Below are 24,382 nucleotides of genomic sequence, written 5' to 3' on the forward strand. Positions count from 1 at the left end.
CACACCCGGGCCGGGGGCGTTTGCCGGAGCCGGCCTGCGGCCATCCCTGAATGCTGTCCCGTCGGCCCACCCACCGGAGGCCCACCGTGCAGCCCCGCACCCGCCCGGCCCGCGCCGCCCGCCGCCGCCCGCTGCGACCGGCCGCGGCCCTCGCCGCCGCCCTCGCCCTGACCGGCCTGCTGCCCGGCACGGCCCTGGCCGGCGGCCCGCCCGGCGGCCGCCCGTCGCTCGACCGCGAACTGCGCGCCCTGGTCAACGCCCCCGGCGGCCCGCCCGGCGCCATCGTGGTGCTCCGGTACGGCGACCGGACCGAGGTCCACCGGGCCGGCACCGCCGAGGTCGGCACCGGCCGCCCGCCCCGCATCACCGACCACATGCGGATCGCCAGCGCAGCCAAGGCGTTCAGCGGCGCCGTCACCCTGCGCCTGGTCGACCGCGGCGTCCTCGGCCTGGACGACACCATCGGCGAACGGCTGCCCGACCTGCCCGCCGCCTGGCACGCGGTGACGCTGCGCCAGCTGCTCCAGCACACCAGCGGCCTGCCGGACTACAGCGACTCGGCGGGCTTCCGGGCCGTCATCACCGCCGACCCGCACCACGTCTTCGACCCTCACCACCTGCTGGACTACGTCTTCGGCCAGCCCCTCGCCTTCACCCCCGGCACGCAGTACCAGTACTCCAACTCGGACAACATCGCCGCCGCCCTGATGGCCGAGGCCGCCACCGGCCGCCCGTACGAGGAACTCCTCGCCCGCCTGGTGTACCGGCCGATCGGCCTGCGCGAGACCAGCCTGCCGCGCGGCTACGAACTGCCCGAGCCCTACCTGCACGGCTACGACGTCGTCCCGCCCGACCCGCCGGAGGACGTCTCCACCCTGTTCGGCGCCTCCGGCGCCTGGGCCTCGGGCGGCATCGTCTCCACCCCCGCCGACCTGTCCGCCTTCATCCGCGCCTACGGCGGCGACGGCTTCCTGAAGCCCTCGACCCGGCGGCAGCAGACGGCCTTCGTCCCCGGCTCGTCCGAGCCCGCCGGGCCGGGCACCAACGCGGCCGGGCTCGCCCTGTTCCGCTACACCACCCGCTGCGGCACCGTGTACGGCCACACCGGCAACACCGCCGGCTACACCCAGCTCATGGTGGCCACCCCGGACGGCAGCCGCGCGCTCACCTTCTCCGTCACCGAGCAGATCAGCCAGAGCACCCGGCCCGTGCTGCTCGAACAACTGCGGGCCGTCCAGGAGGACTTCGTCTGCCGGCTGCTCAACGGCCCAGGGCACTGAGGCCCGCGGCCGCCGCCAGCGCGGCCCGCACCTCGGAGGCCGGATCGCCCTCGTGGTAGATCCGCTCGCTGCGCTCGATGCCGTCCAGGAACTCCTGGTACCGCACCGCGTACCCCAGGCGCATCAGCGGCGCCGCGAGCTCCAGGGCCCGCAGCGGGTCCGAACCGGGGACCGCCGCCGACCAGGCGGCGGCCCACACCGCCCGGACGTCCGCCCAGCGCTGCTCGCCCAGGAAGTCCTGCGGCCGCAGCCCGTCGAAGGCCGGATGCCCGAAGAAGGCGTCCGAGAAGTCGACCAGCACGGTGGCGCTGCCGTCCGAGCGGTAGTTGCCCGGGTGGAAGTCGCCGTGCACCAGGGTGAGCGGCAGCCCACAGGCGTCCAGCTCGTCGATCGCCGCGGGCAGGCCGTCCAGCAGCGCCCGGGCCCGCCCGTGCTCCTCCGCCGACAGGTCGTCCAGCCGGGGGAGCAGCTCCCGGGCCTGCGCCAGCACCCGCCGCGGCGCGCGGTCGCGCAGCCCGTGCGACGCAGGGTCGGCGGCCAGTGCCGCGGCCAGCCCGGCCTGTACGGCGACCGTGCGCCCGACCGCGTCCAGCATGGCGTCCTCGGGCAGTCCCCAGCAGTCCACGCCCGGCACGTGTTCCAGCAGCAGGCGGCCGGGCGCCGCGGCGATCACCCCCGGCACCAGGGCCGGGTCCACCGAGGCGACCAGTGCGATCGGCCGGTGCTCGTCGGTGCCGAACGGCGGCGTGGTCTTCAGCCAGGCCGGCCCGTCCGCGGTGGGGATGCGGACCAGGCCCGACAGGTTCCAGGTCTTCACCTGCTCGGCCGGGCCGGTCGCCGGGCGGCCGCAGCCGCGGAGCGCCTCCTCGGCCCAGGCCAACGCCGCCCGCAGGCCGTCCGCGGTGGCCCAGGCGGCCCGCAGCGGGTCCTCGTCCAGCCGGACGCTCCCCTCCTCCAGCACGGCCTCCGGCCGGCGCAGCGCCTCCGCGTGGTACACCACGTGCCCGCCCTGCCCGGCCTCCCCGCCCTCGACGGACACCAGCCGCAGCACCAGCACCGGCACCCCCAGCCGCTGCTCCAGCCCCCGCGTGACCGGCCCGACCTCCTGCCACCGCGGATGGTCCACCGGAAACGGCCCGACCTCCCCCAACCGCTCCCCGCCGAAGGTCACCACTGCCGTCACGCTGCGCTGCACACTCTGATCCACCCGCGCATTGTGACGACCCCTCACCCACCCCACCACCGAATTTCGCAGGGGCGCGGGAACCGCGCGAGGCGGAAGGTGCGGCGCCGTACCTCCCGATTCGCGCGGTTCCCGCGCCCTGTGGCTCACCGCCCCCCGGCGGCGGGTCAGCCCATGTCCTCCAGGCGGACGCCCTTGGTCTCCTTCATGAAGCGGGCCACGAAGAGGATCGAGCCGAGCGCGAAGGCGGCGTAGATCGCGTAGGTGGCGGAGAGGTTCCACCGGGACATCGCCGGGAAGCTGACGGTGATCGCCCAGTTCGCGACCCACTGGGCGGAGGCGGCGACCGACAGTGCGGCGGCGCGGATGCGGTTGGGGAACATCTCGCCGAGCATCACCCAGACCACCACGCCCCAGGAGAGCGCGAAGAACAGCACGAAGAGGTTGGCCGCGACGAGTGCCACCGTGCCCTGCAGGTCGGGCAGGGTGACGTCGTCGCCGGTGCCGGTGGCCGAGGAGAACGCCCAGGCCGCCGCGCCGAGCGAGAGCGCCATGCCGGCCGAGCCGATCAGCGCGAGCGGCTTGCGGCCGATCCGGTCGACGAGGAGGACGGCGATCGCGGTACCGGCGATGTTGATCACCGAGCCGACGAAGCTGATCAGCAGCGAGTTGCTCTGGTCGATGCCGACCGACTGCCAGAGGATCGACGAGTAGTAGAAGATCACGTTGATGCCGACGAGCTGCTGGAACACCGAGAGCCCGATGCCGACCCAGACGATCGGCAGCAGGCCGAGGCGGCCGCCGAGCAGGTCGCGGAAGCGCGGCCGGTGGTCGGCGGCGATCAGCCCGCGGATCTCGGCGATCCGGGCGTCGGTGTCCGTCCCTTCGCCCTCGACCTCGCGCAGCACGGTGCGCGCCTCGTCCAGCCGGCCGGCGGAGATCAGGTAGCGCGGGGACTCGGGGATCGCAGCGGACATCACGAAGTAGAGCACGGCGGGCAGCACGCAGATGCCGAGCATCCACTGCCAGGCCTCCAGGCCGAGCAGGTTGCCGCGGGTGTCGCCGTCGGCGGCCTCGGCGAGCACCCAGTTCACCAGCTGCGACACGGCGATGCCGAGCACGATGGCGGCCTGCTGGAAGGAGGCGAGCCGGCCGCGGTACTTGGTCGGCGCGACCTCGGCGATGTAGGTCGGGGCGATCACCGAGGCGATGCCGATGGCGGCGCCGCCGAGGACGCGCCAGGCGGCGAGGTCCCAGGCGGAGAACGGCAGCATGGAGCCGACGGCGCTGATCGCGAAGAGCACGGCCGCGGCCTTCATCACCCGGATGCGGCCGTACCGGTCGGCGAACCGGCCGGCCAGGGCCGCACCCAGGGCGGAGCCGAGCAGGGCGGAGGACACGATGAGCCCGGTGACGCCGTCCCCGATCCCGAACCTGCCCTGGATGCCGGAGACGGCGCCGTTGATCACCGAGCTGTCGTAGCCGAACAGGAAACCGCCGAGCGCGGCCGCGGCCGTGATGAAGACGACGAACCCCAGCCGGTCGGGGGCCTGGCCGCGAGCCGCTACGGGCTGTTGGGTGACGCTCACGATCTCTGACTCCTGTGTACTCGACATTGAGAGAGGCGTCAGGATCGTACCCCCAGTCTGTTCATCACATGTACGCACTATCCGGACATTGAGGCAAACCGACTCGGCTGAACGTTCAAGATATGAATTGTATGAGGATTCAGACGGGCTCCGAGAGCGACAGCCCGAACCGTCCCGCGGCGTCCGTCCACCAGTGCGTCAGCCGCATCCCGGCCGCCGCCAGCTCGTCCGCCACCCGCTCGCGGCGGAACTTCGCGGAGACCTCGGTGCGGAGCTCCTCACCGGCGTCGAAGTGCACCGGCAGGTCGAGCGCCGGGATCTTCACCGTCTGGTCGCGCACCGAGCGCAGCCGCATCTCGATCCACTCCTGCTCGGTGTCCCAGAGCGCCACGTGCTCGAAGGCGTCCGGGTCGAAGTCGGCGTCCAGCTCCCGGTCGAGGACGTTCAGCACGTTCTTGTTGAACTCGGCGGTCACCCCGGCGGAGTCGTCGTACGCGGCGACCAGCACCGCCGGGTCCTTCACCAGGTCGGTGCCCAGCAGCAGCGCGTCGCCCGGCTCCAGTGCGGCCCGCAGCGTGCGCAGGAAGCCGGCCCGCTCGGCGGGCACGAAGTTGCCGAGCGTGCCCCCGAGGAAGGCCACCAGCCGGGGCCCGCCGCCGGGCGGCAGGCCCAGCCCCTGGGTGAAGTCGGAGAGCACCGCGTGCACGTCGGTGCCCGGGTAGTCGACGGCCAGCGCCGCGCCCGCCGCCTCCAGCGCGCTCTCGCTGACGTCCACCGGCACGTACGCCTCCAGGCTGCCGAGCCCGCTCAGCGCGTCCAGCAGCAGCCGGGTCTTCTCGGACGAACCGGAGCCCAGCTCCACCAGGGTGCGGGCCCGGGTCAGCGCGGCGATCTCGGGGGCCCGTTCGGTGAGGATCTCCCGCTCGGCCCGGGTCGGGTAGTACTCGGGCAACCGGGTGATCTCCTCGAACAGCTCGCTGCCCCGCGCGTCGTAGAACCACTTCGGCGGCAGCCACTTGGGACTCGCGGTCAGGCCCCGCTGCACGTCGTGCCGTAGCGCGTGGCTGAAGTGGTCGGCGGGCAGCAGGCGGGTCAGGTCGAAGGTGCTCACGGCGAGTCGTCCTCTCGCGTCGGGCCGTCGCTCTTCTGCGTCGGGCGGCTGGTACCTCGTGCGGGTCGGTCGTTCTCGGATGCAGGCTCGTCGTTCTCGGATGCGGGGCCGATGTCGGACCAGGGCCGGTCGACCGGGTGCAGGGTCACGCCCGTCGGCCCGGCCAGCAGCAGCGTGCGGTCGGGGACCTCGATCCAGCCGGGTTCGTCGTCGTACGGCTCGGAGGCGACCACCGTGCCCGGCCCCGAGCGGTGGAAGAGGGTGTCGCCCCAGGCCGTCGCGGCGATCGAAGTCCCGTCGGTGACGAGCAGGTTGAGCCGGCCGTCGCCGTACTTGGCGGCCTCCCGGACGGTGTCCGCGACGGCCTCGCCGAGCTCGGCGCCCGTCCGCAGCCGGGCCAGCAGCAGTGCGAACAGCAGGGCCGAGTCGCTGCGCGCCTCCAGCGCCATCAGGTCCGCCGGCGGCAGGGTCGCGGCGAGCGGCCCGTACCGCTCAGGCCAGCCGGGCAGTGCGCCGTTGTGGCTGAACAGCAGCCGCCCGGAGGCGAACGGCGCGGCAGCCGCCTCGCCCGGCGCGCACCCCGCGGTGGCCGAGCGGACGGCGGCCAGCAGCGCCCGGGTGCGCACCACCCGGGCCAGGTCGGCGAGGTTCTCGTCCGCCCAGATCGGGCCGGCCCGCCGGTAGCGGGCGGGCCGCTCGTCGCCGCCGGCGTACCAGCCGATGCCGAAGCCGTCGGCGTTCACCGTGCCGTACCGCTGCCGCCGGGGCGCCCAGGACTGCCGGACCAGCCCGTACGGCGGGTCGAACAGCAGGGCGCCCAGCGGGAGTTCGCCACCCAGGTAGGCGAGGTGCCGGCACATCAGGCGTCCTCCGCGTCACGGGCGGTGCGGAAGCCGGAGAAGATCTGCCGCCGCACCGGGTAGTCCCAGTTGCGGAAGGTGCCGCGGCAGGCCACCGGCGCCACCGCGAACGAGCCGCCGCGCAGCACCTTGTACTCCGGGCCGAAGAACACCTCCGAGTACTCCTTGTACGGCCACGCGGTGAAGCCCGGGTACGGCAGGAAGTCGCTCGCCGTCCACTCCCACACGTCGCCGATCAGCTGCCGGGCGCCGCAGGGCGCCGCCCCGGCCGGATAGCTGCCCACGGGGGCGGGCTGCAGGTGCCGCTGGCCGAGGTTGGCGTGCTCGGCGGAGGGCTCCTGGTCGCCCCACGGGTAGCGGCGGGAGCGTTCGGTGGCCGGGTCGTACCGGGCGGCCTTCTCCCACTCGGCCTCGGTCGGCAGCCGCCGCCCGGCCCACCGGGCGTAGGCGTCGGCCTCGTACCAGCTGACGTGCAGCACCGGCTCGTCCGGCGGCACCGGCTCGACGGTGCCGAAGCGGCGGCGCAGCCACTGCCCGCCGTCCCGGCTCCAGAACAGCGGCGCGCTCAGCCCGGCCTGCATCCGGTGCGCCCAGCCCTCGGCCGTCCACCAGCGCGGGTCCAGGTAGCCGCCGTCGGCGATGAACTCCTGGTAGGCGGCGTTGGTGACCGGCGCGGTGTCCAGCCGGAAGGCCGGCAGGTCGACCTGGTGGGCGGGCCGCTCGTTGTCCAGCGCCCACGGCTCGGTGTCCGTGCCCATGATGAACGGGCCGGCGGGGACGACGACTTCGGCGGGCAGCCGGTCGGCGGCGGCCGGCGGGGGAGGGGCGGCGAGCACCGCCGCGCCCTGCCGCAGCTGGTGCGTGATCAGCATGGTCTCGTCGTGCTGCTGCTCGTGCTGGGCGATCATCCCGAAGGCGAAGCCCGCGTCCAGCAGCGGCGCGCCCTCCAGCGGGCTGGCCTCCAGCAGGTCGAACACCCGGCCGCGGACCTCGTGCGCGTAGCGGCGGGCCTCGTCCGGCGGCAGCAGCGGCAGGCTGGGCCGCTCGGCACGGGGGTGCTCGAAGGCGTCGTAGAGCGGGTCGATCTCGGGGCGCATCGGGTCGTGGCCGCCGACGTTGCGCAGCAGCCACAGCTCCTCCTGGTTGCCGACGTGCGCGAGGTCCCAGACCAGCGGCGACATCAGCGGCGAGTGCTGCGCGGTGAGGTCGCGGTCGTCGACGCAGTCGGTGAGTGCGGCGGTGCGGTCGCGGGCGGTCTGCAGCTCGGCGGCGATCGCCTCGCGAAGGACCGCGGGGTCGGTGCGGTCGGCGTTCAGCACGGTGCGTCCTCCTCCACGGCGGGGCGGCGGCCGGCCCGGACGGCCTCCAGCTGGTCGTCGGCCGGGCAGCGGCCCCGGGCGGGGTAGCGGTCGGCGTACTCGTTCAGGGCGCGTCGCAGCTCGGCGGCCTCCGGCCGGCGGGCGAGCGCCCGGTCGGCGGCGGCGAAGCAGGCGAGCGCCGCCCGGCGCAGTTCCGGGTCGGCGGTGGCGAGGGTGGCCGCGCGCCGCCAGAGGTTGCAGCGCGGCGGCGGGAGGGCGCCGTCGTGGTCCAGCGGTTCCAGGGCGGCCAGTGCGGCGTCCGCCGCGGCCGGGTCGTCCAGCAGCGCGGTGACCAGGGCGAGCGGGACGAGCCAGCCGTCGCCGGGCTGGGCGTCGATCATCCGCAGTTCCAGGTGGCCGCGCGGCCGGACGGGCGGGAATAGCGTGGTGCGGTGGTACTCGAGGTCGGCGAGGGTGGCGGGCCGTTCGCCGGCGCCGCGCAGCCAGTGCCGGAAGGTCAGGCCGGGCGGGGCCGTCCAGGGCCTCCCCTCGGGGCGGCGGACGCACAGCACCTCGGCGTCCAGCACGTACCGGGCCCAGGCCTCGCGGGGGTCGCCGTCGGGCGGCGGGGCGAGGGTGCGGGTGGGGTCCATCCGGGACCACACCACCTGCCGGCTGGACCGGAAGCCGGTCGGACGGCCGTCCAGCAGAGGGGAGTTGGCGAAGGCGGCGACCAGTACGGGGCCGAGCCGGTGGACCAGCCGCCAGCGCCCGGCCACGGCGGACTCGGTGCCGGCGTCCACGCAGATCTGGATGGAGGCGGTGCCGGTCATCATGATCTTGCCCCATGGCCCGGCCCGGTCGAAGAAGGTCTGCATCGCCCGGTAGCGGGGGTGTTCGGCCTGCATCCGGCGGGTCCTCGGCAGCGGGTCGGTGCCGCTGCCGGTGAGGCGCAGGCCCTCGGCGGCCAGTGCGGTCCGCAGCGCGGCCTGGTCGCGCAGCAGGTCGGCGGCGCAGGCGGCGGGGGATTCGGCGGGCCGGGAGCTGAGCTCGACCTGGCCGCCGGGTTCGCGGGTGAAGCGGGAGCCTGCGGGGAATCGCGGGCCGTCGGGGCCCTGCGGGAGGGCCGCGAGGGCGGCCGAGGTGCGCTCGGGGGCGACCGGTTCGTCGGGACATCGGCTGTCGTGGACGAACCACTCCGCCTCCGCCCCGACGAGGGCGGGCGGCCCGATTTTGAAACAGATGCCGGCCAGATGGGTCTCGGCGGACGCCTCGGTCAGGGGCGTCACGCTCAGTGCCCGACTCTGGTTGTCGGTGGTGCGCTGCGGGCGAACGGGTATCACCGGACTCACCATCCCTCGGTATGCGGTTGCGGCCCGGTTGTTCCTGCTCAGTCTGCTACGCGTGAAACATCGCCGCCGCTTCGCGCAGATCAGAGCAGGTCAGTGGCCTGCCAGTCGACTCAGTGCAACTTTCAGCGCGGGCAGCGGGAGGGCGTAGTTCAACCGCAGCAGGCCGGGTCGGGGCGCGCCGAAGTCGGCGCCGTCCGCCAGCTCCACGTCACGTTCCGTCATCGCGGCTTCCCTCGCCCGTTCGGGCGGCAGGCCCAGTGCGGCCCCGTCGAGCCACGTCAGACAGGAGGCCTGGGGGCGGACGAGCACGGCCGGGCCGAGCGCGTCGAGGGCGAGATCGCGGGCTTCGACGAGGTGCTGCAGCAGGCCGTCCAGCCACGGGCCGCCGTCGGTGAGCGCGGCCCGCTGGACGGTCTGCTCCAGCAGCCCGCCGGCCCACACCCCGAAGGCGGCGGCCTGTTCGGACAGCCGCGCCCGCAGCCCGGCGTCCGGGACGAGCAGCCAACAGCTGGGGATGCCCGAGGTGTTGAAGGTCTTGCCGACCGAGCCGACGGTCACGGTGTGCCGGGCGGCGTCCGGGTCGGCGACGGCGACCGCGACGGGGTGGCGCAGGCCGTGGTCGGGGTGGACGAGGTCGCCGTGCACCTCGTCGGAGACCAGCAGGCCGCCCTCGGCGGCGGCGAGTGCGGCCAGCCCGCGGATCTCCTCGGCCGTCCGCAGCCGCCCGGTCGGGTTGTGCGGGCTGCTCACCAGCAGCACGCCGGGGCGCAGCGCGGCGAAGCCGTCCAGCGGCAGCCCGTAGGAGTCGTCGGCGCGCCCGAGCGGGACGGCCTCGAACGGCAGCCCGGCCGAGGCGCACAGCCCGGCGAAGCCGCCCCACTCCGGTGCGGTGGCGGCCGCCGTCCGGCCGCGGGTCTGCGGTGCGGCGGCGTCGAGCAGCAGCCGCATCGCGGTGCGCGGGCCGCAGGGCAGGCAGAGCACCCAGTCCGGGTCGATCGCGGTGCCGTGCCGGCGGCGGTACCAGTCGGCGACCAGCTGCGGCGCGCCCGGGTCGGCCGCCGTGTAGCCGTACGCGGGGTGCCGGGCGCGGGCGGCCAGCGCGGCGCCGATCGCGGCGGGCCCGGGCAGGTCCATGTCCGCCAGGCCCAGGGCGATCCTGCCCTGCCCGGCGCGGGCCCATTTGATGCTGCCCGTCCCGCTGCGGTCGAAGGCCTCCGGCATGCCCGCTCCCTCCGTCCGGGCCCCGGCGGGCCCCGCCCCTCCACGCTACGAGAGGCGGGCGGGCGGCGGGGGGTGTCCGCCGGAATGCCGCGGGCGCCCGCTGCGTCGTCCTCAAGAGGGAGCGCTCCCACGGTGATTCGGGATTCGCATCGTCAACTCCGTCCGATGCCTTGACGGGGCATGGCCTTCGTGGCTTGATATCCCATGAGCTCAGGGCCGGGCCCTGAAGCGCGGGTTGAGAAAGCCCGCTGCTCCGACGACTCGTCGACCAAGCTCCAAGTGTTCCATCGACGTATCGTCGATCCCCAGTAAGTGGGAGCGCTCCCACAAGCGACTCCCTCCCATGCACGTCAGGGTCCCTCCCCCACCCGAAAGGACTCCGTAAGTGCCATCCCCCATCATGAGGCGCCTGCGCACGTCGGCCGCCGCTGCGGCGCTCGGCGTCGCCGCGGTCCTGCCGCTCGCCACGGCCGTCCAGCCGGCCGCCGCGGCCGAGGCCAAGCTCGACAACCCCTATGTCGGCGCGAAGGTCTACGTGAACCCCGACTGGTCCGCCAAGGCCGCCGCCGAGCCGGGCGGTTCCGCGGTCTCCAACCAGCCGACCTTCGTCTGGATGGACCGCATCGCCGCGATCAGCGGCTCCTCCGCGGCCAAGGGCCTGCGGGCCCACCTGGACACCGCCCTCGCCCAGGGCGCCAACCTGGTGCAGATCGTCATCTACGACCTGCCCGGCCGCGACTGCTCCGCCCTGGCCTCCAACGGTGAGCTCGGCGCCACCGAGATCGGCCGCTACAAGACCGAGTACATCGACCCGATCGCCGCGATCATGTCGGACTCCAAGTACGCGGGTCTGCGCATCGTCAACGTCATCGAGCCGGACTCGCTGCCGAACCTGGTCACCAACGCGGGCGGCACCGCCGGTTCGACCGACGCGTGCGCCACCATGAAGGCGAACGGCAACTACGAGGCCGGCGTCGGGTACGCCCTGCACACGCTCGCCGCGATCCCGAACGTCTACAACTACATCGACGCCGCGCACCACGGCTGGCTCGGCTGGGACTCCAACATGGGCCCCGCCGCGACCGAGTTCAAGAAGGCCGCCACCACCGGCGGCGCCACCGTCAACGACGTGGCCGGCTTCATCGTCAACACCGCCAACTACAGTGCGCTGACCGAGCCGAACTTCAAGGTCACCGACTCGGTGAACGGCACCACCGTGCGCCAGTCGAAGTGGGTCGACTGGAACTACTACGTCGACGAGCTGACCTTCGCCCAGGCACTGCGCACCAAGCTGGTCGGCGAGGGCTTCAACAGCAACATCGGCATGCTGATCGACACCTCCCGCAACGGCTGGGGCGGCACCGCCCGTCCGGCCGGCCCGGGCCCGCTGACCTCCGTGGACGCCTATGTCGACGGCGGCCGGGTCGACCGCCGCATCCACGCCGGCAACTGGTGCAACCAGAGCGGTGCCGGCCTCGGCGAGCGCCCGACCACCGCGCCCGCGACGGGCATCGACGCCTACGTGTGGGCCAAGCCCCCGGGCGAGTCGGACGGCGCCAGCCAGGTGATCCAGAACGACGAGGGCAAGGGCTTCGACCGGATGTGCGACCCGACCTACACGGGTAACGGTCGCAACGGCAACAGCATGTCCGGCGCCCTGCCGAACTCGCCGCTTGCCGGCGCCTGGTTCTCCGCGCAGTTCCAGCAGCTGCTCGCGAACGCCTACCCGCCCGTCGGCGGCACCACCACCGACACCCAGGCCCCGACCGTCCCGTCCGGTCTGACCTCGCCGACGAAGACCTCCGGCAGCGTTTCGCTGTCCTGGACGGCCTCGACCGACAACGTCGGTGTCACCGGGTACGACGTGTACCGCGGCACCACCCTGGTCGGCTCGACCGCGACCACCTCGTTCACCGACACCGGGCTGACCGCCTCCACGGCGTACAGCTACACGGTCAAGGCGAAGGACGCGGCCGGCAACGTCTCGGCGGCCTCGACGGCGCTCTCGGTCACCACCTCGGCCGGCGGCACCACCGACACCCAGGCGCCGACCGTTCCGTCCGGTCTGACCTCGCCGGCGAAGACCTCCGGCAGCGTTTCGCTGTCCTGGACGGCCTCGACCGACAACGTGGGCGTCACCGGGTACGACGTGTACCGCGGCACCACCCTGGTCGGCTCGACCGCGACCACCTCGTTCACCGACACCGGGCTGACCGCCTCCACGGCGTACAGCTACACGGTCAAGGCGAAGGACGCGGCCGGCAACGTCTCGGCGGCCTCGACGGCGCTCTCGGTCACCACCTCGGCCGGCGGCACCGGCTCCGGCTGCACCGCCACCTACAAGGTGAGCAGCGACTGGGGCGCCGGCTTCAACGCCGACGTCACCGTCACCAACAGCGGCACCACGGCGATCAACGGCTGGAAGGTCACCTGGACCTTCGGCGGCCAGCAGAAGATCTCCAACCTCTGGAACGGCAGCTACACCCAGACCGGCCAGGCGGTGACCGTCACCAACGCGGGCTACAACGGCGCCCTCGGGGCCGGCGGCTCCACCGGCTTCGGCTTCGGTGCGAGCAACACGGGCGGCAGCAACGCCGTCCCGACGCTGACCTGCACCGCGCTCTGATCCGCACCGCGAGCTGATCGCGGAGCCGGGCGGCCGATCCCACGGCGGTGGGATCGGCCGCCCTTCGCGTATGGGGCAACCCACGAGGGGGCACCTGACTTGCCGCCTGCTCAAGCCGCCGAGGCGGACAGCTCGAAGGCCGAGTTGACCAGTGCCACATGGCTGAACGCCTGTGGCATGTTGCCGAGTTGGCGTCCCTCCAGCGGGTCCCACTCCTCTGCGAGCAGTCCGACGTCGTTGCCGAGCGAGACCAGCCGGACGAAGAGCTCGCGGGCCTCGTCGCTGCGTCCGATCGCGCCCAGTGCGTCCGCCAGCCAGAACGAGCAGGCGAGGAAGGCCCCTTCGGAGCCGGGCAGGCCGTCGGTGCCGGAGGCGTTGGAATAGCGGCGGATCAGCCCGCCGTGGTCCAGCTCGGTGCGGACGGCCTCCACGGTGCGGATCACCCGCGGGTCGTCCGGCGGCAGGAAGCCGCTCTTCACCACGAAGAGCGAGGCGGCGTCCAACTCGCTGCCCCCGTAGTCCTGGACGAACAGGCCGCGGCGGCGGTCGACGCCGTTCTCGCACACGTCGGCGTGCACGGCGTCGCGCATCTCCCGCCAGCGGTCCACCGGGGCGGGCAGGCCGGTGAGTTCGGCCATCTTCAGGGCGCGGTCCGCGGCGACCCAGGCCATCACCTTGGAGTGCACGAAGTGCCGCCGGGTGCCGCGCACCTCCCACAGGCCCTCGTCGGGTTCGGCCCAGTGCTTCTCCAGGAAGGCCATCAGCGTCCGCAGCAGGCTCCAGACCTGCCGCTCCATCGGGATGCCGGCCCGCAGGGCGAGGTGCATGGTGTCCACCACCTCGCCGTAGACGTCCAGTTGGAGCTGGCGGACGGCGACGTTGCCGAACCGGACCGGCACCGAGCCGTCGTACCCGGGCAGCCAGTCGGCCTCGATCTCGGGCAGCCCGCGCTCGCCGGCGACGCCGTAGACGGCCTGCAGGTCGCCGGGGTCGCCGGCGATGGCGCGCAGCAGCCACTTGCGCCAGGCGGCCGCCTCCTCGCGGAAGCCGCCGCGCAGCAGCGCGGAGAGGGTCATGCTGGAGTCGCGCAGCCAGCAGTAGCGGTAGTCCCAGTTGCGGGTGCCGCCGATGTCCTCGGGCAGCGAGGCGGTGGGGGCGGCGACGATGCCGCCGGTCGGCTCGTAGGCGAGCGCCTTGAGGGTGATCAGCGAGCGAAGGACGGCGCGGTGCCATTCGCCGCGGTAGCGGCAGCCGGCCGCCCAGTGTTCCCAGCCGTCGAGGGTGGCGGCGAGTGACTGCACCGGGTCGGAGCGCGGGGTGGAGTGCAGGTGGGAGGGCTGCCAGGTGAGCACGAAGGGCACCCGGTCGCCCGCCTGGACGGTGAACTCGGAGGTGGTGCAGCCGTCCTGGCCGTAGGTGTGCACGCCGGGCGGCACCCGGAGCCAGACGGAGTCGGGGCCGGCGACGGCGACCCGGTGGTGCTCGGTGCGGCGCACCCAGGGGTGGACGCGGCCGTAGTTGAAGCGCAGCCGCAGTTCGCCGCGCATCGGGACGGTGCCGCTGACGCCCTCGACGATCCGGACGAGCTGGGGGACGCGTTCGCGGTGCGGCATGAAGTCGACGACCCGTACGGTGCCGTCCGGGGTGGCCCAGATCGACTCCAGGACGAGGCTGTCGCCGAGGTACTGCCGGCGGGTGCACTCGCCGGCGACGGACCCGCCGACGGCGGCAGGGGCGAGCCGCCAGGCGCCGTGCTGTCGGTCGCCGAGCAGGCCGGCGAAGCAGCTGGGGGAGTCGAAGCGCGGCAGGCAGAGCCAGTCCACCGAACCGTCCCGGCCCACCAGGGCGGCGGTCTGGAGGTCACCGATGAGGGCGTAGTCCTCGATGCGTCCGGCCATCACGACCATTGTCCGCCGAACGTGTCAGGAACCGCGCGGCGTAAGGAATCCGGGGCGCCCACCGCTGGAGCCGGGAACTCCCGTTCCGCTTGCAGTGAAGATCAGATCATAGGAAAATCATGTCGAGTTGTTGTCTCATGTCTGAGCCGGAGGGGGTGCCGTCATGCGGCAACCGAACTGGGTGCCCGCCGGAACGGATCTCGAGAGGCCCAACGCGGCCCGCATGTACGACTACTACCTGGGCGGCTCGCACAACTTCGAGGCGGACCGGCAGATGGCGCGCAAGGCGGTCGAACTCTGGCCGGAGCTCCCGCAGATCATGCGCGCCAACCGGGCCTTCCTGCGCCGTGCGGTGCAGTACCTCGCCGAGTCCGGCATCACCCGGTTCCTCGACATCGGTTCCGGCATTCCCACGTTCGGCCCCGTCCACGAGGCCGCCCGGGCCGTCGCGCCCGACGCCCGCGTGGTGTACGTCGACAACGACCCGGTCGCGGTGGCGCACAGCCGCCTGCTGCTGGAGGACGACGCGGGGTGCAGCGTCGTCCAGGCCGACCTGCGGAACACCGACGACCTGCTGGACCGGCCCGAGGTGGCCGACCTGCTGTCGGCGGGCGAGCCGGTCGCCCTGCTGCTCGTCGCCGTCCTGCACTTCGTGCCCGACTCCGACGACCCGCACAAGCTGGTCGCCGCCCTGCGCGACGCGCTGCCGCCCGGCAGCGCCCTGGTGCTCTCGCACGCCAGCCTGGAGGGCCGCCCCGACCAGGCCGGCGCCCACCAGGACCTCTACAAGCGCACCCCCACCCCGCTGACCATGCGCAGCCGGGACTCCATCGCGGCCTTCTTCGACGGCTTCGAGCCGGTCGAGCCCGGCGTGGTCTACCTGCCGGAGTGGCACCCCGACGCGCCGGGGACGGTCGGCCCGCATCCCGAACGGATGACGGGTCTGGCCGGCGTCGGACGACTGCCGTGAACGACGGGCTGCCGGCGGGAGCCGGCAGCATCGAGGGCCTGCGCGACGAGTGGGCCCGGCTCCTCGGCGGCGGCCACGGCGGCGCCATCCACCCGCGGGTGCTGGACAGCCTCGTCGAACGCACCGCCGGCCTCTTCGACCGGGCCGTCGGCTCCCGGCCCTTCGACCCCGGCCCGGCCCGGCAGGCCGGCGCGCTGCTGGTCGACGCGCACTTCACCGACCCCGAGGTGCTGGCCAGGGCGGTCGAGATCCTGCACCGGCTGCCGGCCGCCGACGGCTGCGGCCCGGCGCTCTCCGGCGCCTTCGCCGCGGGCTGGGCGGCCGCGCTGCGCGAGCGCACCCTGCGCGAGCAGGAAGCGATCCGGCTGGCCGCCGACACCGCCCGGCACGGCGTCGAGCGGGCGCTGCGCGAGTCGGAGGCCCGCTTCCGCGCACTGTTCGAGAGCGCGGCGATCGGCATCGGCATCGGCGACGTCGAGGGCAACATCCTGGCGGTCAACAAGGCCATCGGCGACATCTTCGGCGTCGGCGCGGAGGACATGGCCGGCCGTAGGGTCGGCGACCTCGTCCACCCCGAGGACACCCCGGGCGTCTGGGAGGCGTACGGCGACCTGATCAGCGGCAAGCGGGAGTACTTCCAGGTCGACAAGCCGTACTACCGGCACGACGGCGAGGTGGTCTGGACGCACCTGACCGTCTCGCTGATCCGCGACGCGGACGGGGTGCCGAAGTACCAGGTCGCGATGCTGGAGGACATCACCGACCGCTACCGTCTGCAGGAGCGGCTGCGCCACCAGGCCACCCACGACCCGCTCACCGGGCTGCCCAACCGGGCGGCGTTCTTCGAGCGGCTGGAGCGGCTCTTCGAGGACCCGGAGCCGGGCGCCAGGTTCGGCCTCTGCTACGTGGACCTCGACGGGTTCAAGGTGGTGAACGACAGCCTCGGCCACGACATGGGCGACCAGCTGCTCACCGCCGTGGCCAGCCGGCTGGACGCCGCGCTCACCCCGCTGGGGCACCTGGTGGCCCGGCTCGGCGGCGACGAGTTCGTGGTGCTGCTGGAGAACTGCCGGGGCGAGCAGGAGGCCGTGGCGGCCGCCAAGACGGTGCTCGCGGCACTCGCCAAGCCGGTCATCGTCGGTGATCACAAGCTCGCGGTCGGCGCCAGCATCGGCGTGCTGGAGCGCAGGGTCGCCACCACCACCCCGGGCGCCGCCGTCCGGGCCGCCGACCTGACGCTGTATCGGGCCAAGGAGGCCGGCCGCGGGCGCTGGACGCTCTTCGACCCGAAGGAGAACGCCCGCGCGGTCAGCCGGTACGCCGTCTCCGTGCGCATGCCGTCCGCACTGGACCGCGGAGAGTTCTTCATCGACTACCAGCCGCTGGTCAACCTCGCCGACGGCTCGCTGGCCGCGGTGGAGGCGCTGGTGCGCTGGCGCCACCCGCAGCTCGGGGTGCTCGGACCGGAGGAGTTCGTCGGCACCGCCGAGGAGACCGGGCTGATCATGCCGCTCGGCCGGTGGGTGCTGGAGCAGGCCTGCGGCCAGGCCGCCGACTGGGTGCGGCGGTTCGGCGACCGCGCCCCCCAGCTCAACGTCAACCTGGCGGTCCGTCAGGCCCGCAACGCCGGGCTGGTCGCCGATCTCGACCGTATCCTGCGCACGAGCGGGCTGCAGCCCGGGAAGCTGCAGCTGGAGATCACCGAGTCCACCGTCGTCGGCCCCGAGGACGAGGCGCTGAAGTCGCTGCACGGCCTGGTCGACCTCGGCGTGTCGCTCGCCGTGGACGACTTCGGCACCGGCTGGTCGAACCTCGCCTACCTGCGCGACCTGCCGGTCTCCGGGCTGAAGATCGCCGGCTCCTTCGTCGGCGACCTGCACGACCCGGCCAAGGACACCCACCTCGGATGGCGGATCGTCAGCGGTCTGGTCTCGCTCGCGCACACCCTGGGGCTCACCGTGACCGCCGAGGGCGTGGAGAACCGCGCCGACGCCGAGCGGCTGCGGCTGATGGGCTGCGACTGGGCGCAGGGCTGGCACTTCGGCCGGCCGGTGCGCCCCGGCGAGATCGCCCGCCGGATCGCCGAGGCCAACCTGCCGGAGGCGATCGACCTCGCCGAGTGACGGGCCGTCCGGCCGTACTCCAAAAATCGGAGAAAACGGACAAAAGCCCTTGACTCGGTGTGACCGCCGTGAGGATGATGGCTCCAACCGGTACCGCTACGGCGGGATGCCAGGTACCGGCCGTCACCGTCGGCGCCACGTGCGCCCGAGACGACCGACGCATTCGAGGGGCCGGGCCCGGGGGGCTCACCGAGGCCGCGGGGGGCGCAGCCCGAGCGTCGTTGATCCGTCTCCACCACGTCACCCCTGCGGGCACCCCTGTGCCCTGCGCCGCCTCCCGAGAGGCCCGCTCGCGATGAGCACCACTGCGTCTTCCGACCCGCACCAGCCGCACCCGATCCACAACGGTCGGCCCATGCGCCGCGCCACCGACCGGCCGGACGGCACAGCGCAGCCCATGCGCCGGGCCGAGGACTTCGTCCCCCGGCACACCGTCAGCCTGGTCGTGCCGGCCCACAACGAGGCCCGCAACATCCCCTGGGTGTTCGAGCAGATCCCCCGTTGCGTGGACGAGGTCATCCTGGTCGACGGCTCCTCCAGCGACGCCACCCTCGCTGTGGCCCGGCACTGCCTGCCGACCGTGCGCAACGTCCAGCAGGCCGGCCCGGGCAAGGGGAACGCCCTGCGCACCGGCTTCGCCGCCGCCACCGGCGAGTACATCGTCATGATGGACGCCGACGGTTCCATGTGGCCCGGCGAGATCCCGCACTACCTGCACTTCCTCGACAACGGGTACGACTTCGTCAAGGGCTCGCGCTGCATCGCCGGCGGCGGATCGCTCGACCTCACCCGCATCCGCGCGCTCGGGAACCGCGCCCTGCTCGCCGTGGTCAACCGGCTGTACCACACGGTGCTGACCGACCTCTGCTACGGCTACTGCGCGTTCAACCGCAGCTTCCTCGACGAACTCCAGTTGCGCTCGTCCGGCTTCGAGATCGAGGCCGAGATGATCGCGCACGCCCTCCGCTCGGGTCTGCGCATCGCAGAGGTCCCGAGCCTCGAACTTCCCCGCCGCAGCGGTCGCTCGCACCTCCACGCCGTCTCCGACGGTCGACGGGTGCTGCGGACGCTGATCGCCGAGCGTCCCGGTGCAAGGTCCGCGGCGCCCGTTGCTGTGGGGGAGCGATGATGAATGGCTACGACCGGCGCACCCCGGCAGCCTGCCCGCGCCCTGCCGCCCGCGAATCGCTCTACACCCCCGTCCAGGTGGTCGAGCTGGACCTGGACGAGCCGGGGCGGCTGCACGCGCCCGGCGGTCTCGGCCCCGTCGACCCGGTCGGCCGCGTGTTGGCGTTGGTGCGGCTGCACGGACACCCGCTCGGGTTGGTCGAGGCCACCGGCACGGCAGGCGATCCCGCCACGCTGCGCCGGGCGCTGGTCGAAGCCGCTCACCGGGAACTGCGCGTTCCCTCCCTGTCCACCGCGACACCCGCGGCGCGTCCCCGCCGGACCGGGCCGCCGCGGGTGCCCGCGGACTCGCCGACCGTCACCGTGGTGGTCTGCACCCGCAACCGGCCCCGCCTGCTGCGCCACTGCCTCGACTCGCTGCTGCGCACCGACTACCCGTACGTCGAGGTGGTCGTGGTCGACAACGCACCGGTCGACTCCGCCACCCGCGATCTCGTCCAGGCCCGGTACGCCGACAGCGTCCGGTACGTGTGCGAGCCGCTGCCGGGCGTGGCCCGTGCGCGCAACGCCGGCCTGGCGGCCGCCCGCGGCGACATCTGCGCCTTCGCCGACGACGACCTGATCATCGACCGCGGCTGGGTGTCCGCCCTCGCCGAGGCCTTCCAGGCCGACGACCGCACCGGATGCGTCACCGGTCTGGTGCTGCCCGCCGAGCTCGACACCGCCGCACAGGCCGCACTGGAACGCTACGGCGGCTACTCCCGCGGCTTCGCGGCCCGCAGCTGGTCGCTGCGGGAGAAGGACGGCGACCCGCTGCTGCGATACTCCGTGGGCCGCTTCGGCTCCGGTGCCAGCATGGCCTTCCGCACCGGGCTGCTGCGGTCCGTCGGCGGCTTCGACCCCGCCACCGGCGCCGGCACGCCCGCCCGCGGCGGGGAGGAGTTGTACGCGTTCTTCTCCGTCTTCAACAGCGGCCACGACATCGCCTACCAGCCGGACGCGATCGTCTGGCACCGCCACCCGCGCACCGACGAGGCGCTCGAGCGGCAGATCTTCAACTTCGGGGTCGGCTTCGGCGCCTACCTGACCGCCGCGCTCGCGCACCGGCCGGACATGCTCGCCGACCTCCTGCGGCGCCTGCCGCACGGGCTGTGGCGCTGGCAGGCCGTCCACCGCCGGCGGTGTGCCGTGGAGCACCACGACGGCCCCGAACCCGTGCCCGGCCTCGGGTGGCGGGAACTGCAGGGCCTGCTGTACGGCCCCTTCGGCTACCTCCGCAGCCTCTGGCACCAGCGCGGTGCACGGATCGGAGAGTGATCACCATGATGACCGCCGCCGCCACCGTGCTGCCCGACCCGCCGGCCACGATCGTCGACCTCGACCTCGCCCACCCCTCGGAGCTGAAGGTCCCCGGAGGCGCGGCCGCTCCGCCGCCCGCGGGCGGCCCCGTGCTGGCCCTCGTCCGGCGGCACAGCCACCCGCTCGGCATGGTCACCGTGACCGCCGCCCCCGGGGACACCTCGGGGCTGCGGGCCGCCCTGCTCGCCGCCGGCACCGCACTCGGTGCCACGCCGGTCACCCCGCCTTCCGCGGCCGCCGCCCTGCCCTCGCTCACCGTGATCGTCTGCACCCGCGACCGGACCGAACTGCTCCCGCCGTGCCTGGACGCCCTGCTGCAGGCGGCACCCGCCGACGCCGAACTGCTGCTGGTCGACAACGCCCCCAGCGACCTCGCCACCCGCGACCTGGTCCGCGACCGGTACGCCGACCGCATCCGCTACCTGTGCGAGCCCGCGCCCGGGGTCTCGCGGGCCCGCAACACCGGCCTGGCTGCCGCCACCGGCGAGGTGTGCGCCTTCACCGACGACGACACCCTGCCCGACCCCGGCTGGCTGCGTGCCCTGCTGGAGACCTTCCGGGCCGACGCCCGGATCGGCTGCGTCACCGGTCTGGTACTGCCCGCCGAACTGGACACGCCCTCCCAAGTGGCCTTCGAACGCCACTGCGGCTTCTCCCGCGGCTTCGCCCCGCGGATCTGGTCGCTCACCGACCAGGGCGGCGACCCGCCCGTCCCCTATACCGTGAGCCGCTTCGGCACCGGCGCCAACATGGCCTTCCGCACCGAGGCCCTGCGAGCCATCGGCGGCTTCGACGAGGCCGCCGGCGCCGGCACCCCCACCCGCGGCGGAGAGGACCTGCTGGCCTTCCTCGGCGTCCTCACCACCGGCCGCCTGGTCGCCTACGCGCCCGACGCGCTGGTCTGGCACCGCCACCGCCGCACCCCGCCGGCCCTCCGTTCCCAGGTGTACGGCTACGGCGTCGGGTACGGCGCTTTCCTGGCCGCCGTCGTCGTCAACCGCCCGGCCATGCTGGCCGACCTCGTCCGCGGCCTGCCGGCGATGCTTCCGCTGGCCCCGGGCCGGCGCCGCCCCGACAGCGCGCCGGCCCCGCGCGAGCTCGTCCGGCTGCAGTGCCGCGGCCTGCTCGTCGGGCCGTTCAGCTACCTCGTCAGCCGCGGGCGCCGACGGACACATGGCGGTGCCCGACCGTGATACCGGAACTGACCCGCCGCCGCACCGCACCGGCCCGCGCGTGCTCGTGCCCGCTGCCGCTGCCCTGCGAGTGCACCTACCGCGCGCTGCTGCGGGCCCGCGCCACGGCCATGCTCCGGCGGACCGCAGGAGAGCCGCTGCTGCGCAACGGGCACATCCTGGCCGCCAGCGCGGTGCTCGCGGCCGGGCTCGGCGCGTTGTTCTGGATCTTCGCCACCCGCTGGTACAGCGCCGAGACCGTCGGCACCAGCTACGCGGCGCTGTCGGTCGCCGCCCTGATGTCCGCCCTCGGCCGGTTCAACCTCGGCGACGTCCTCGTCCGGTTCGTCCCACGGGCCGGCCGGCACACAGGGCGGCTGGTGCTGAAGTGCTACGCGATCGCCGGCGTGTTCAGCGCACTGGCGGCCTGCGGCTTCCTGCTGCTCATCCCGGTCATCGCCCCCAGCCTGGACTTCCTGCGCTCGCCACTGCTCGGCACGGCCTTCGTCATCGCCGCCGCGGGCTACTCCATCTTCGACCTCCAGGACGGCGCCCTCACCGGCCTGCGCCGCACCGGCTGGGTCCTCGGCGAGAACGTGATCTTCGCCGCCGCCAAGGCCTGCGCCCTCGCCGCCTGCGCCGCCCTCGCGATCGGCACCGGCATCCTCACCTCGTGGGCCGTCGCCCTCGTGCTGGCCATCCTGATCGCCAACTCCGTGCTGTTCCGCCACGCCATCCCGGCCCACCAGCACGCCGACCGCGAGGGCGCCCCGATGCCGGGCCGGGTGAAGCGCTACGCCACCGCCGACTACCTGGGCAAGCTCGCCGGCATCACCACCTACACGGTGCTGCCACTCGCGGTGCTCGCCCACCTCGGCGCCGCCCAGAACGCGTACTACTCGCTGGCCTGGATCATCGCCGACACCTTCAACATCGCCGTGCTCAGCATGGGTTTCTCCCTCGTCGTCGAGGGCGCCCACACCCCGGAGCGGCTCCCCGAGCTCGCCCGGCGGATGCTCCGCCACGCCGGGCTGCTGGTGCTCGCCGCCACCGCCGTCGTGGTGGTCGCGGCGCCGTGGATCCTCTCCCTCTTCGGCCCGGACTACGCCCGGTACGGCACCCCCGTCCTGCGGCTGATGGCCGTCGCCTCGCTGCCCACCGTCCTGATCATCGTCGCCATCGACGTCGCCCGGGTCCTGCGCAACCTCCGCCTGCTCATCGGCGTACAGGCCGCCCAGTGCGTCCTGACCGTCGGCCTCACCCTCGTCCTGCTGCCGAGGTACGGACTCGCCGGCGTCGGTCTGGCCTGGCTGCTCGCCTGCTGCGCCGTCGCCGTGCCGCTGCTGCTCACTCTGCCACGCTGGATGAGGGCCCCCGAAGGGAGTCGGGCATGACCACCGCACCGGACGCACGGACCAGCCTGTCGGTCGTCATCTGCGCCTACACCCTGGACCGTTGGGACGACCTGTGCGCCGCCGTGGACTCCGTTCGCGGCCAGCACCGGCCCCCGGAGGAACTGCTGCTGGTCGTCGACCACTGCCCCGAGCTCGCCCGCCGCGCCGAACGGCAGTGGCAGGGCGTCCGGGTCGTCCGCAACGAGCAGCGCCGCGGCCTGTCCGGCGCCCGCAACACCGGCGTCCGCGCCGCCCGCGGAGACATCGTCGCCTTCCTCGACGACGACGCGGCGGCCGCACCCGACTGGAGCACCCGCCTGCTGGCCGGTTACCGCGACCCGGAGGTGCTCGGCGTCGGCGGGCTCGTCCGGCCGCGCTGGGAGACCGGCCGGCCCGGGTGGTTCCCCGGCGAGTTCGACTGGGTGGTCGGCTGCTCCTACCGCGGCCTTCCCGAACGGCCCGCCGCGATCCGCAACTTCACCGGCGCCAACATGTCCTTCCGGCGGGCCGAGGCGGTATCGGCCGGCGGCTTCCGGCTCGACCTCGGCCGCATCGGCACCCGGCCGGTGGGCTGCGAGGAGACCGAGTTCTGCCTGCGGCTGACCGCCAGCCACCCGGAGGCGGTGCTGCGCTACGAACCGGCCGCCGTCGTCCACCACCACGTCCCGCCCGCCCGGGCCACCTGGGCGTACTTCCGCGCCCGCTGCTACGCCGAAGGCCGCTCCAAGGCCGTGGTCGCGCAGCACACCGGGCCGCGCCCCGCGCTGGCCTCGGAACGCCGCTACCTGCGGCACACGCTGCCCGCGGCGGTGCTGCGCAGCCTGCGCCGGGCCGACCTCCGCTCCGCGGGCGCGCTCTGCGCCGGGGCGGGAATCACCCTGCTGGGCTACACCGTGGGACGCGCCGGCCTGCTGCTGCCCCGGCCGTCCGTGCCCGCCCTCCGGCCGGCGAGGAGCCCGCGATGAGAGCCGTCCCCGTATTCCTGTACCACTCGGTCTCGGACGACCCGCCGGACTGGATCGCGCCCTACACGGTCTCCCCGAAGACGTTCCGCGAGCAGCTCGACCGGATCGCCGACGCCGGCCTGACCGTCGTCCCGCTGCGCAGGCTGGTCGCAGCCCTGCACGGCGGCCCGCCGCCGCCCCCGAACGCCGCGGTGCTCACCTTCGACGACGGCTTCGCCGACTTCTACTGGACGGTCGCCCCGATCCTCACCGAACGCGGCCTGCCGGCCACCCTCTACGTGACCGTCGGTGCCGTCCACCCACCCGGCGGACGCCCCAGCGGCAGCCTGCTGCCCGAGACACAGATGCTCAACTGGCGCCAGGTGGGCACCCTGGACGCGATCGGCGTGGAGATCGGCGGCCACTCCCAGACCCATGCCCAGCTCGACACTGTCTACGGCCAGCGGCGCACCGACGAGATCGCCGGCAGCAAGAAACGCCTGGAGGACGCGGTCGGGCACCCGGTGACCGCCTTCGCCTACCCGCACGGGTACTCCAGCCCTGCGGTGCGCCGCCAGGTCCGCGCGGCCGGCTGGACCTCGGCGACCGCCGTGGAGAACAAGTTCAGTTCCGCGACCGACGACCCGATGCGGATCTGCCGGCTGATGGTCCGCAACGACACCCCCGAGAGCGTCTTCGACGACTGGACGGCCGGCCGCGGCAGCCGCATCGGCCCGATCCGGGAGAGCCTCTACACCCGTGGCTGGCGCGCCTACCGCCGGTTCACCCGCTTCATCGGCACCCCGGTCGGAGGTCCGCCCAAGGACTGACCACCGCCCGTGCCGCCACGCCCACTGTCCGGAGAGGGCCCTCG

At 73.8% G+C, this 24,382-nt stretch carries 18 protein-coding genes; 10 read left to right on the forward strand and 8 right to left on the reverse strand.

What is annotated here, in order from left to right:
- Positions 1-50: 50 nt before the first annotated feature.
- Entirely contained in the window at positions 51-1,280 is a 1,230-nt protein-coding gene (locus ACQ614_RS29080; protein WP_431681791.1) for a serine hydrolase domain-containing protein, read from the forward strand.
- Here the strand turns inward: ACQ614_RS29080 and ACQ614_RS29085 are convergent.
- From ACQ614_RS29085 to ACQ614_RS29115, 7 genes are all read right to left on the reverse strand, one after another.
- Positions 1,261-2,487: a phosphotransferase family protein gene (locus ACQ614_RS29085; protein WP_431681792.1), complete on the reverse strand. Its 1,227-nt coding sequence runs from the start codon at positions 2,485-2,487 to the stop codon at positions 1,261-1,263. The genes ACQ614_RS29080 and ACQ614_RS29085 overlap by 20 nt on opposite strands.
- A gap of 143 nt (positions 2,488-2,630) precedes the next feature.
- Complete coding sequence (locus ACQ614_RS29090; protein WP_431681794.1) at positions 2,631-4,079, reverse strand: sugar porter family MFS transporter; 1,449 nt, start codon at positions 4,077-4,079, stop codon at positions 2,631-2,633.
- A 112-nt stretch (positions 4,080-4,191) separates the two neighbouring features.
- Complete coding sequence (egtD, locus tag ACQ614_RS29095; protein WP_431681796.1) at positions 4,192-5,163, reverse strand: L-histidine N(alpha)-methyltransferase; 972 nt, start codon at positions 5,161-5,163, stop codon at positions 4,192-4,194.
- Complete coding sequence (gene egtC, locus ACQ614_RS29100; RefSeq protein WP_431681797.1) at positions 5,160-6,023, reverse strand: ergothioneine biosynthesis protein EgtC; 864 nt, start codon at positions 6,021-6,023, stop codon at positions 5,160-5,162. Before egtC ends, egtD begins: the two co-directional genes overlap by 4 nt.
- A complete protein-coding gene (egtB, locus tag ACQ614_RS29105) occupies positions 6,023-7,342 on the reverse strand; it encodes an ergothioneine biosynthesis protein EgtB (RefSeq protein ID WP_431681798.1) in 1,320 nt (439 codons plus the stop codon). Before egtB ends, egtC begins: the two co-directional genes overlap by 1 nt.
- Positions 7,336-8,610 (reverse strand): ergothioneine biosynthesis glutamate--cysteine ligase EgtA, encoded by a 1,275-nt coding sequence (gene egtA, locus ACQ614_RS29110; protein ID WP_431681799.1) that lies wholly within the window; start codon positions 8,608-8,610, stop codon positions 7,336-7,338. The genes egtB and egtA overlap by 7 nt, the downstream gene beginning before the upstream one ends.
- Before the next feature lie 153 nt (positions 8,611-8,763).
- Positions 8,764-9,894, reverse strand: coding sequence for an aminotransferase class I/II-fold pyridoxal phosphate-dependent enzyme (locus ACQ614_RS29115; protein WP_431681801.1), 1,131 nt, complete (start codon positions 9,892-9,894; stop codon positions 8,764-8,766).
- Positions 9,895-10,294: 400 nt separating this feature from the next.
- Between ACQ614_RS29115 and ACQ614_RS29120 the strand changes: the two genes are divergently transcribed.
- The gene (locus ACQ614_RS29120; RefSeq protein WP_431681802.1) at positions 10,295-12,520 is read left to right on the forward strand and encodes a glycoside hydrolase family 6 protein; all 2,226 of its coding nucleotides are present in this window, start codon (positions 10,295-10,297) and stop codon (positions 12,518-12,520) included.
- A gap of 110 nt (positions 12,521-12,630) precedes the next feature.
- On the opposite strand, the gene ACQ614_RS29125 is transcribed toward ACQ614_RS29120, so the two are convergent.
- Positions 12,631-14,418: a glycoside hydrolase family 15 protein gene (locus ACQ614_RS29125; protein WP_431681803.1), complete on the reverse strand. Its 1,788-nt coding sequence runs from the start codon at positions 14,416-14,418 to the stop codon at positions 12,631-12,633.
- 163 nt (positions 14,419-14,581) lie between these two features.
- Here ACQ614_RS29125 and ACQ614_RS29130 point away from each other — a divergent pair, with 163 nt between their 5' ends.
- The 8 genes from ACQ614_RS29130 (at position 14,582) to ACQ614_RS29165 (ending at position 24,338) form a co-directional block, all read left to right on the forward strand.
- Positions 14,582-15,388 carry an SAM-dependent methyltransferase gene (locus ACQ614_RS29130; RefSeq protein WP_431681804.1) on the forward strand — a complete coding sequence of 269 codons (807 nt, stop codon included), beginning with the start codon at positions 14,582-14,584 and terminating at the stop codon, positions 15,386-15,388.
- Entirely contained in the window at positions 15,385-17,511 is a 2,127-nt protein-coding gene (locus ACQ614_RS29135; protein WP_431681806.1) for a putative bifunctional diguanylate cyclase/phosphodiesterase, read from the forward strand. The genes ACQ614_RS29130 and ACQ614_RS29135 overlap by 4 nt, the downstream gene beginning before the upstream one ends.
- Before the next feature lie 355 nt (positions 17,512-17,866).
- The gene (locus ACQ614_RS29140; protein ID WP_431681808.1) at positions 17,867-18,640 is read left to right on the forward strand and encodes a glycosyltransferase family 2 protein; all 774 of its coding nucleotides are present in this window, start codon (positions 17,867-17,869) and stop codon (positions 18,638-18,640) included.
- Positions 18,640-19,956 carry a glycosyltransferase family 2 protein gene (locus tag ACQ614_RS29145; RefSeq protein ID WP_431681809.1) on the forward strand — a complete coding sequence of 439 codons (1,317 nt, stop codon included), beginning with the start codon at positions 18,640-18,642 and terminating at the stop codon, positions 19,954-19,956. The genes ACQ614_RS29140 and ACQ614_RS29145 overlap by 1 nt, the downstream gene beginning before the upstream one ends.
- 5 nt (positions 19,957-19,961) lie before the next feature.
- Complete coding sequence (locus tag ACQ614_RS29150; protein WP_431684054.1) at positions 19,962-21,191, forward strand: glycosyltransferase family 2 protein; 1,230 nt, start codon at positions 19,962-19,964, stop codon at positions 21,189-21,191.
- Positions 21,188-22,564: a lipopolysaccharide biosynthesis protein gene (locus tag ACQ614_RS29155; RefSeq protein WP_431681810.1), complete on the forward strand. Its 1,377-nt coding sequence runs from the start codon at positions 21,188-21,190 to the stop codon at positions 22,562-22,564. The genes ACQ614_RS29150 and ACQ614_RS29155 overlap by 4 nt, the downstream gene beginning before the upstream one ends.
- Complete coding sequence (locus ACQ614_RS29160; protein ID WP_431681811.1) at positions 22,561-23,529, forward strand: glycosyltransferase family 2 protein; 969 nt, start codon at positions 22,561-22,563, stop codon at positions 23,527-23,529. The genes ACQ614_RS29155 and ACQ614_RS29160 overlap by 4 nt, the downstream gene beginning before the upstream one ends.
- A complete protein-coding gene (locus ACQ614_RS29165; RefSeq protein ID WP_431681812.1) occupies positions 23,526-24,338 on the forward strand; it encodes a polysaccharide deacetylase family protein in 813 nt (270 codons plus the stop codon). The genes ACQ614_RS29160 and ACQ614_RS29165 overlap by 4 nt, the downstream gene beginning before the upstream one ends.
- Positions 24,339-24,382 lie beyond the last annotated feature (44 nt).

Source organism: Kitasatospora dryopteridis (genome assembly GCF_050749075.1).
GTDB lineage: Bacteria > Actinomycetota > Actinomycetes > Streptomycetales > Streptomycetaceae > Kitasatospora.

Excerpts from the sequence above, each read along its gene's own strand:
- ACQ614_RS29130 (WP_431681804.1), top strand. The coding sequence starts at position 14,582 with ATGCGGCAACCGAACTGGGTGCCCGCCGGAACGGATCTCGAGAGGCCC.
- ACQ614_RS29140 (WP_431681808.1), top strand. The coding sequence starts at position 17,867 with ATGCGCCGCGCCACCGACCGGCCGGACGGCACAGCGCAGCCCATGCGC.
- ACQ614_RS29115 (WP_431681801.1), bottom strand. The coding sequence starts at position 9,894 with ATGCCGGAGGCCTTCGACCGCAGCGGGACGGGCAGCATCAAATGGGCC.
- ACQ614_RS29090 (WP_431681794.1), bottom strand. The coding sequence starts at position 4,079 with ATGTCGAGTACACAGGAGTCAGAGATCGTGAGCGTCACCCAACAGCCC.
- ACQ614_RS29165 (WP_431681812.1), top strand. The coding sequence starts at position 23,526 with ATGAGAGCCGTCCCCGTATTCCTGTACCACTCGGTCTCGGACGACCCG.
- egtC (WP_431681797.1), bottom strand. The coding sequence starts at position 6,023 with ATGTGCCGGCACCTCGCCTACCTGGGTGGCGAACTCCCGCTGGGCGCC.
- ACQ614_RS29160 (WP_431681811.1), top strand. The coding sequence starts at position 22,561 with ATGACCACCGCACCGGACGCACGGACCAGCCTGTCGGTCGTCATCTGC.
- ACQ614_RS29125 (WP_431681803.1), bottom strand. The coding sequence starts at position 14,418 with ATGGCCGGACGCATCGAGGACTACGCCCTCATCGGTGACCTCCAGACC.
- ACQ614_RS29080 (WP_431681791.1), top strand. The coding sequence starts at position 51 with ATGCTGTCCCGTCGGCCCACCCACCGGAGGCCCACCGTGCAGCCCCGC.
- ACQ614_RS29150 (WP_431684054.1), top strand. The coding sequence starts at position 19,962 with ATGATGACCGCCGCCGCCACCGTGCTGCCCGACCCGCCGGCCACGATC.
- ACQ614_RS29145 (WP_431681809.1), top strand. The coding sequence starts at position 18,640 with ATGAATGGCTACGACCGGCGCACCCCGGCAGCCTGCCCGCGCCCTGCC.
- ACQ614_RS29120 (WP_431681802.1), top strand. The coding sequence starts at position 10,295 with ATGAGGCGCCTGCGCACGTCGGCCGCCGCTGCGGCGCTCGGCGTCGCC.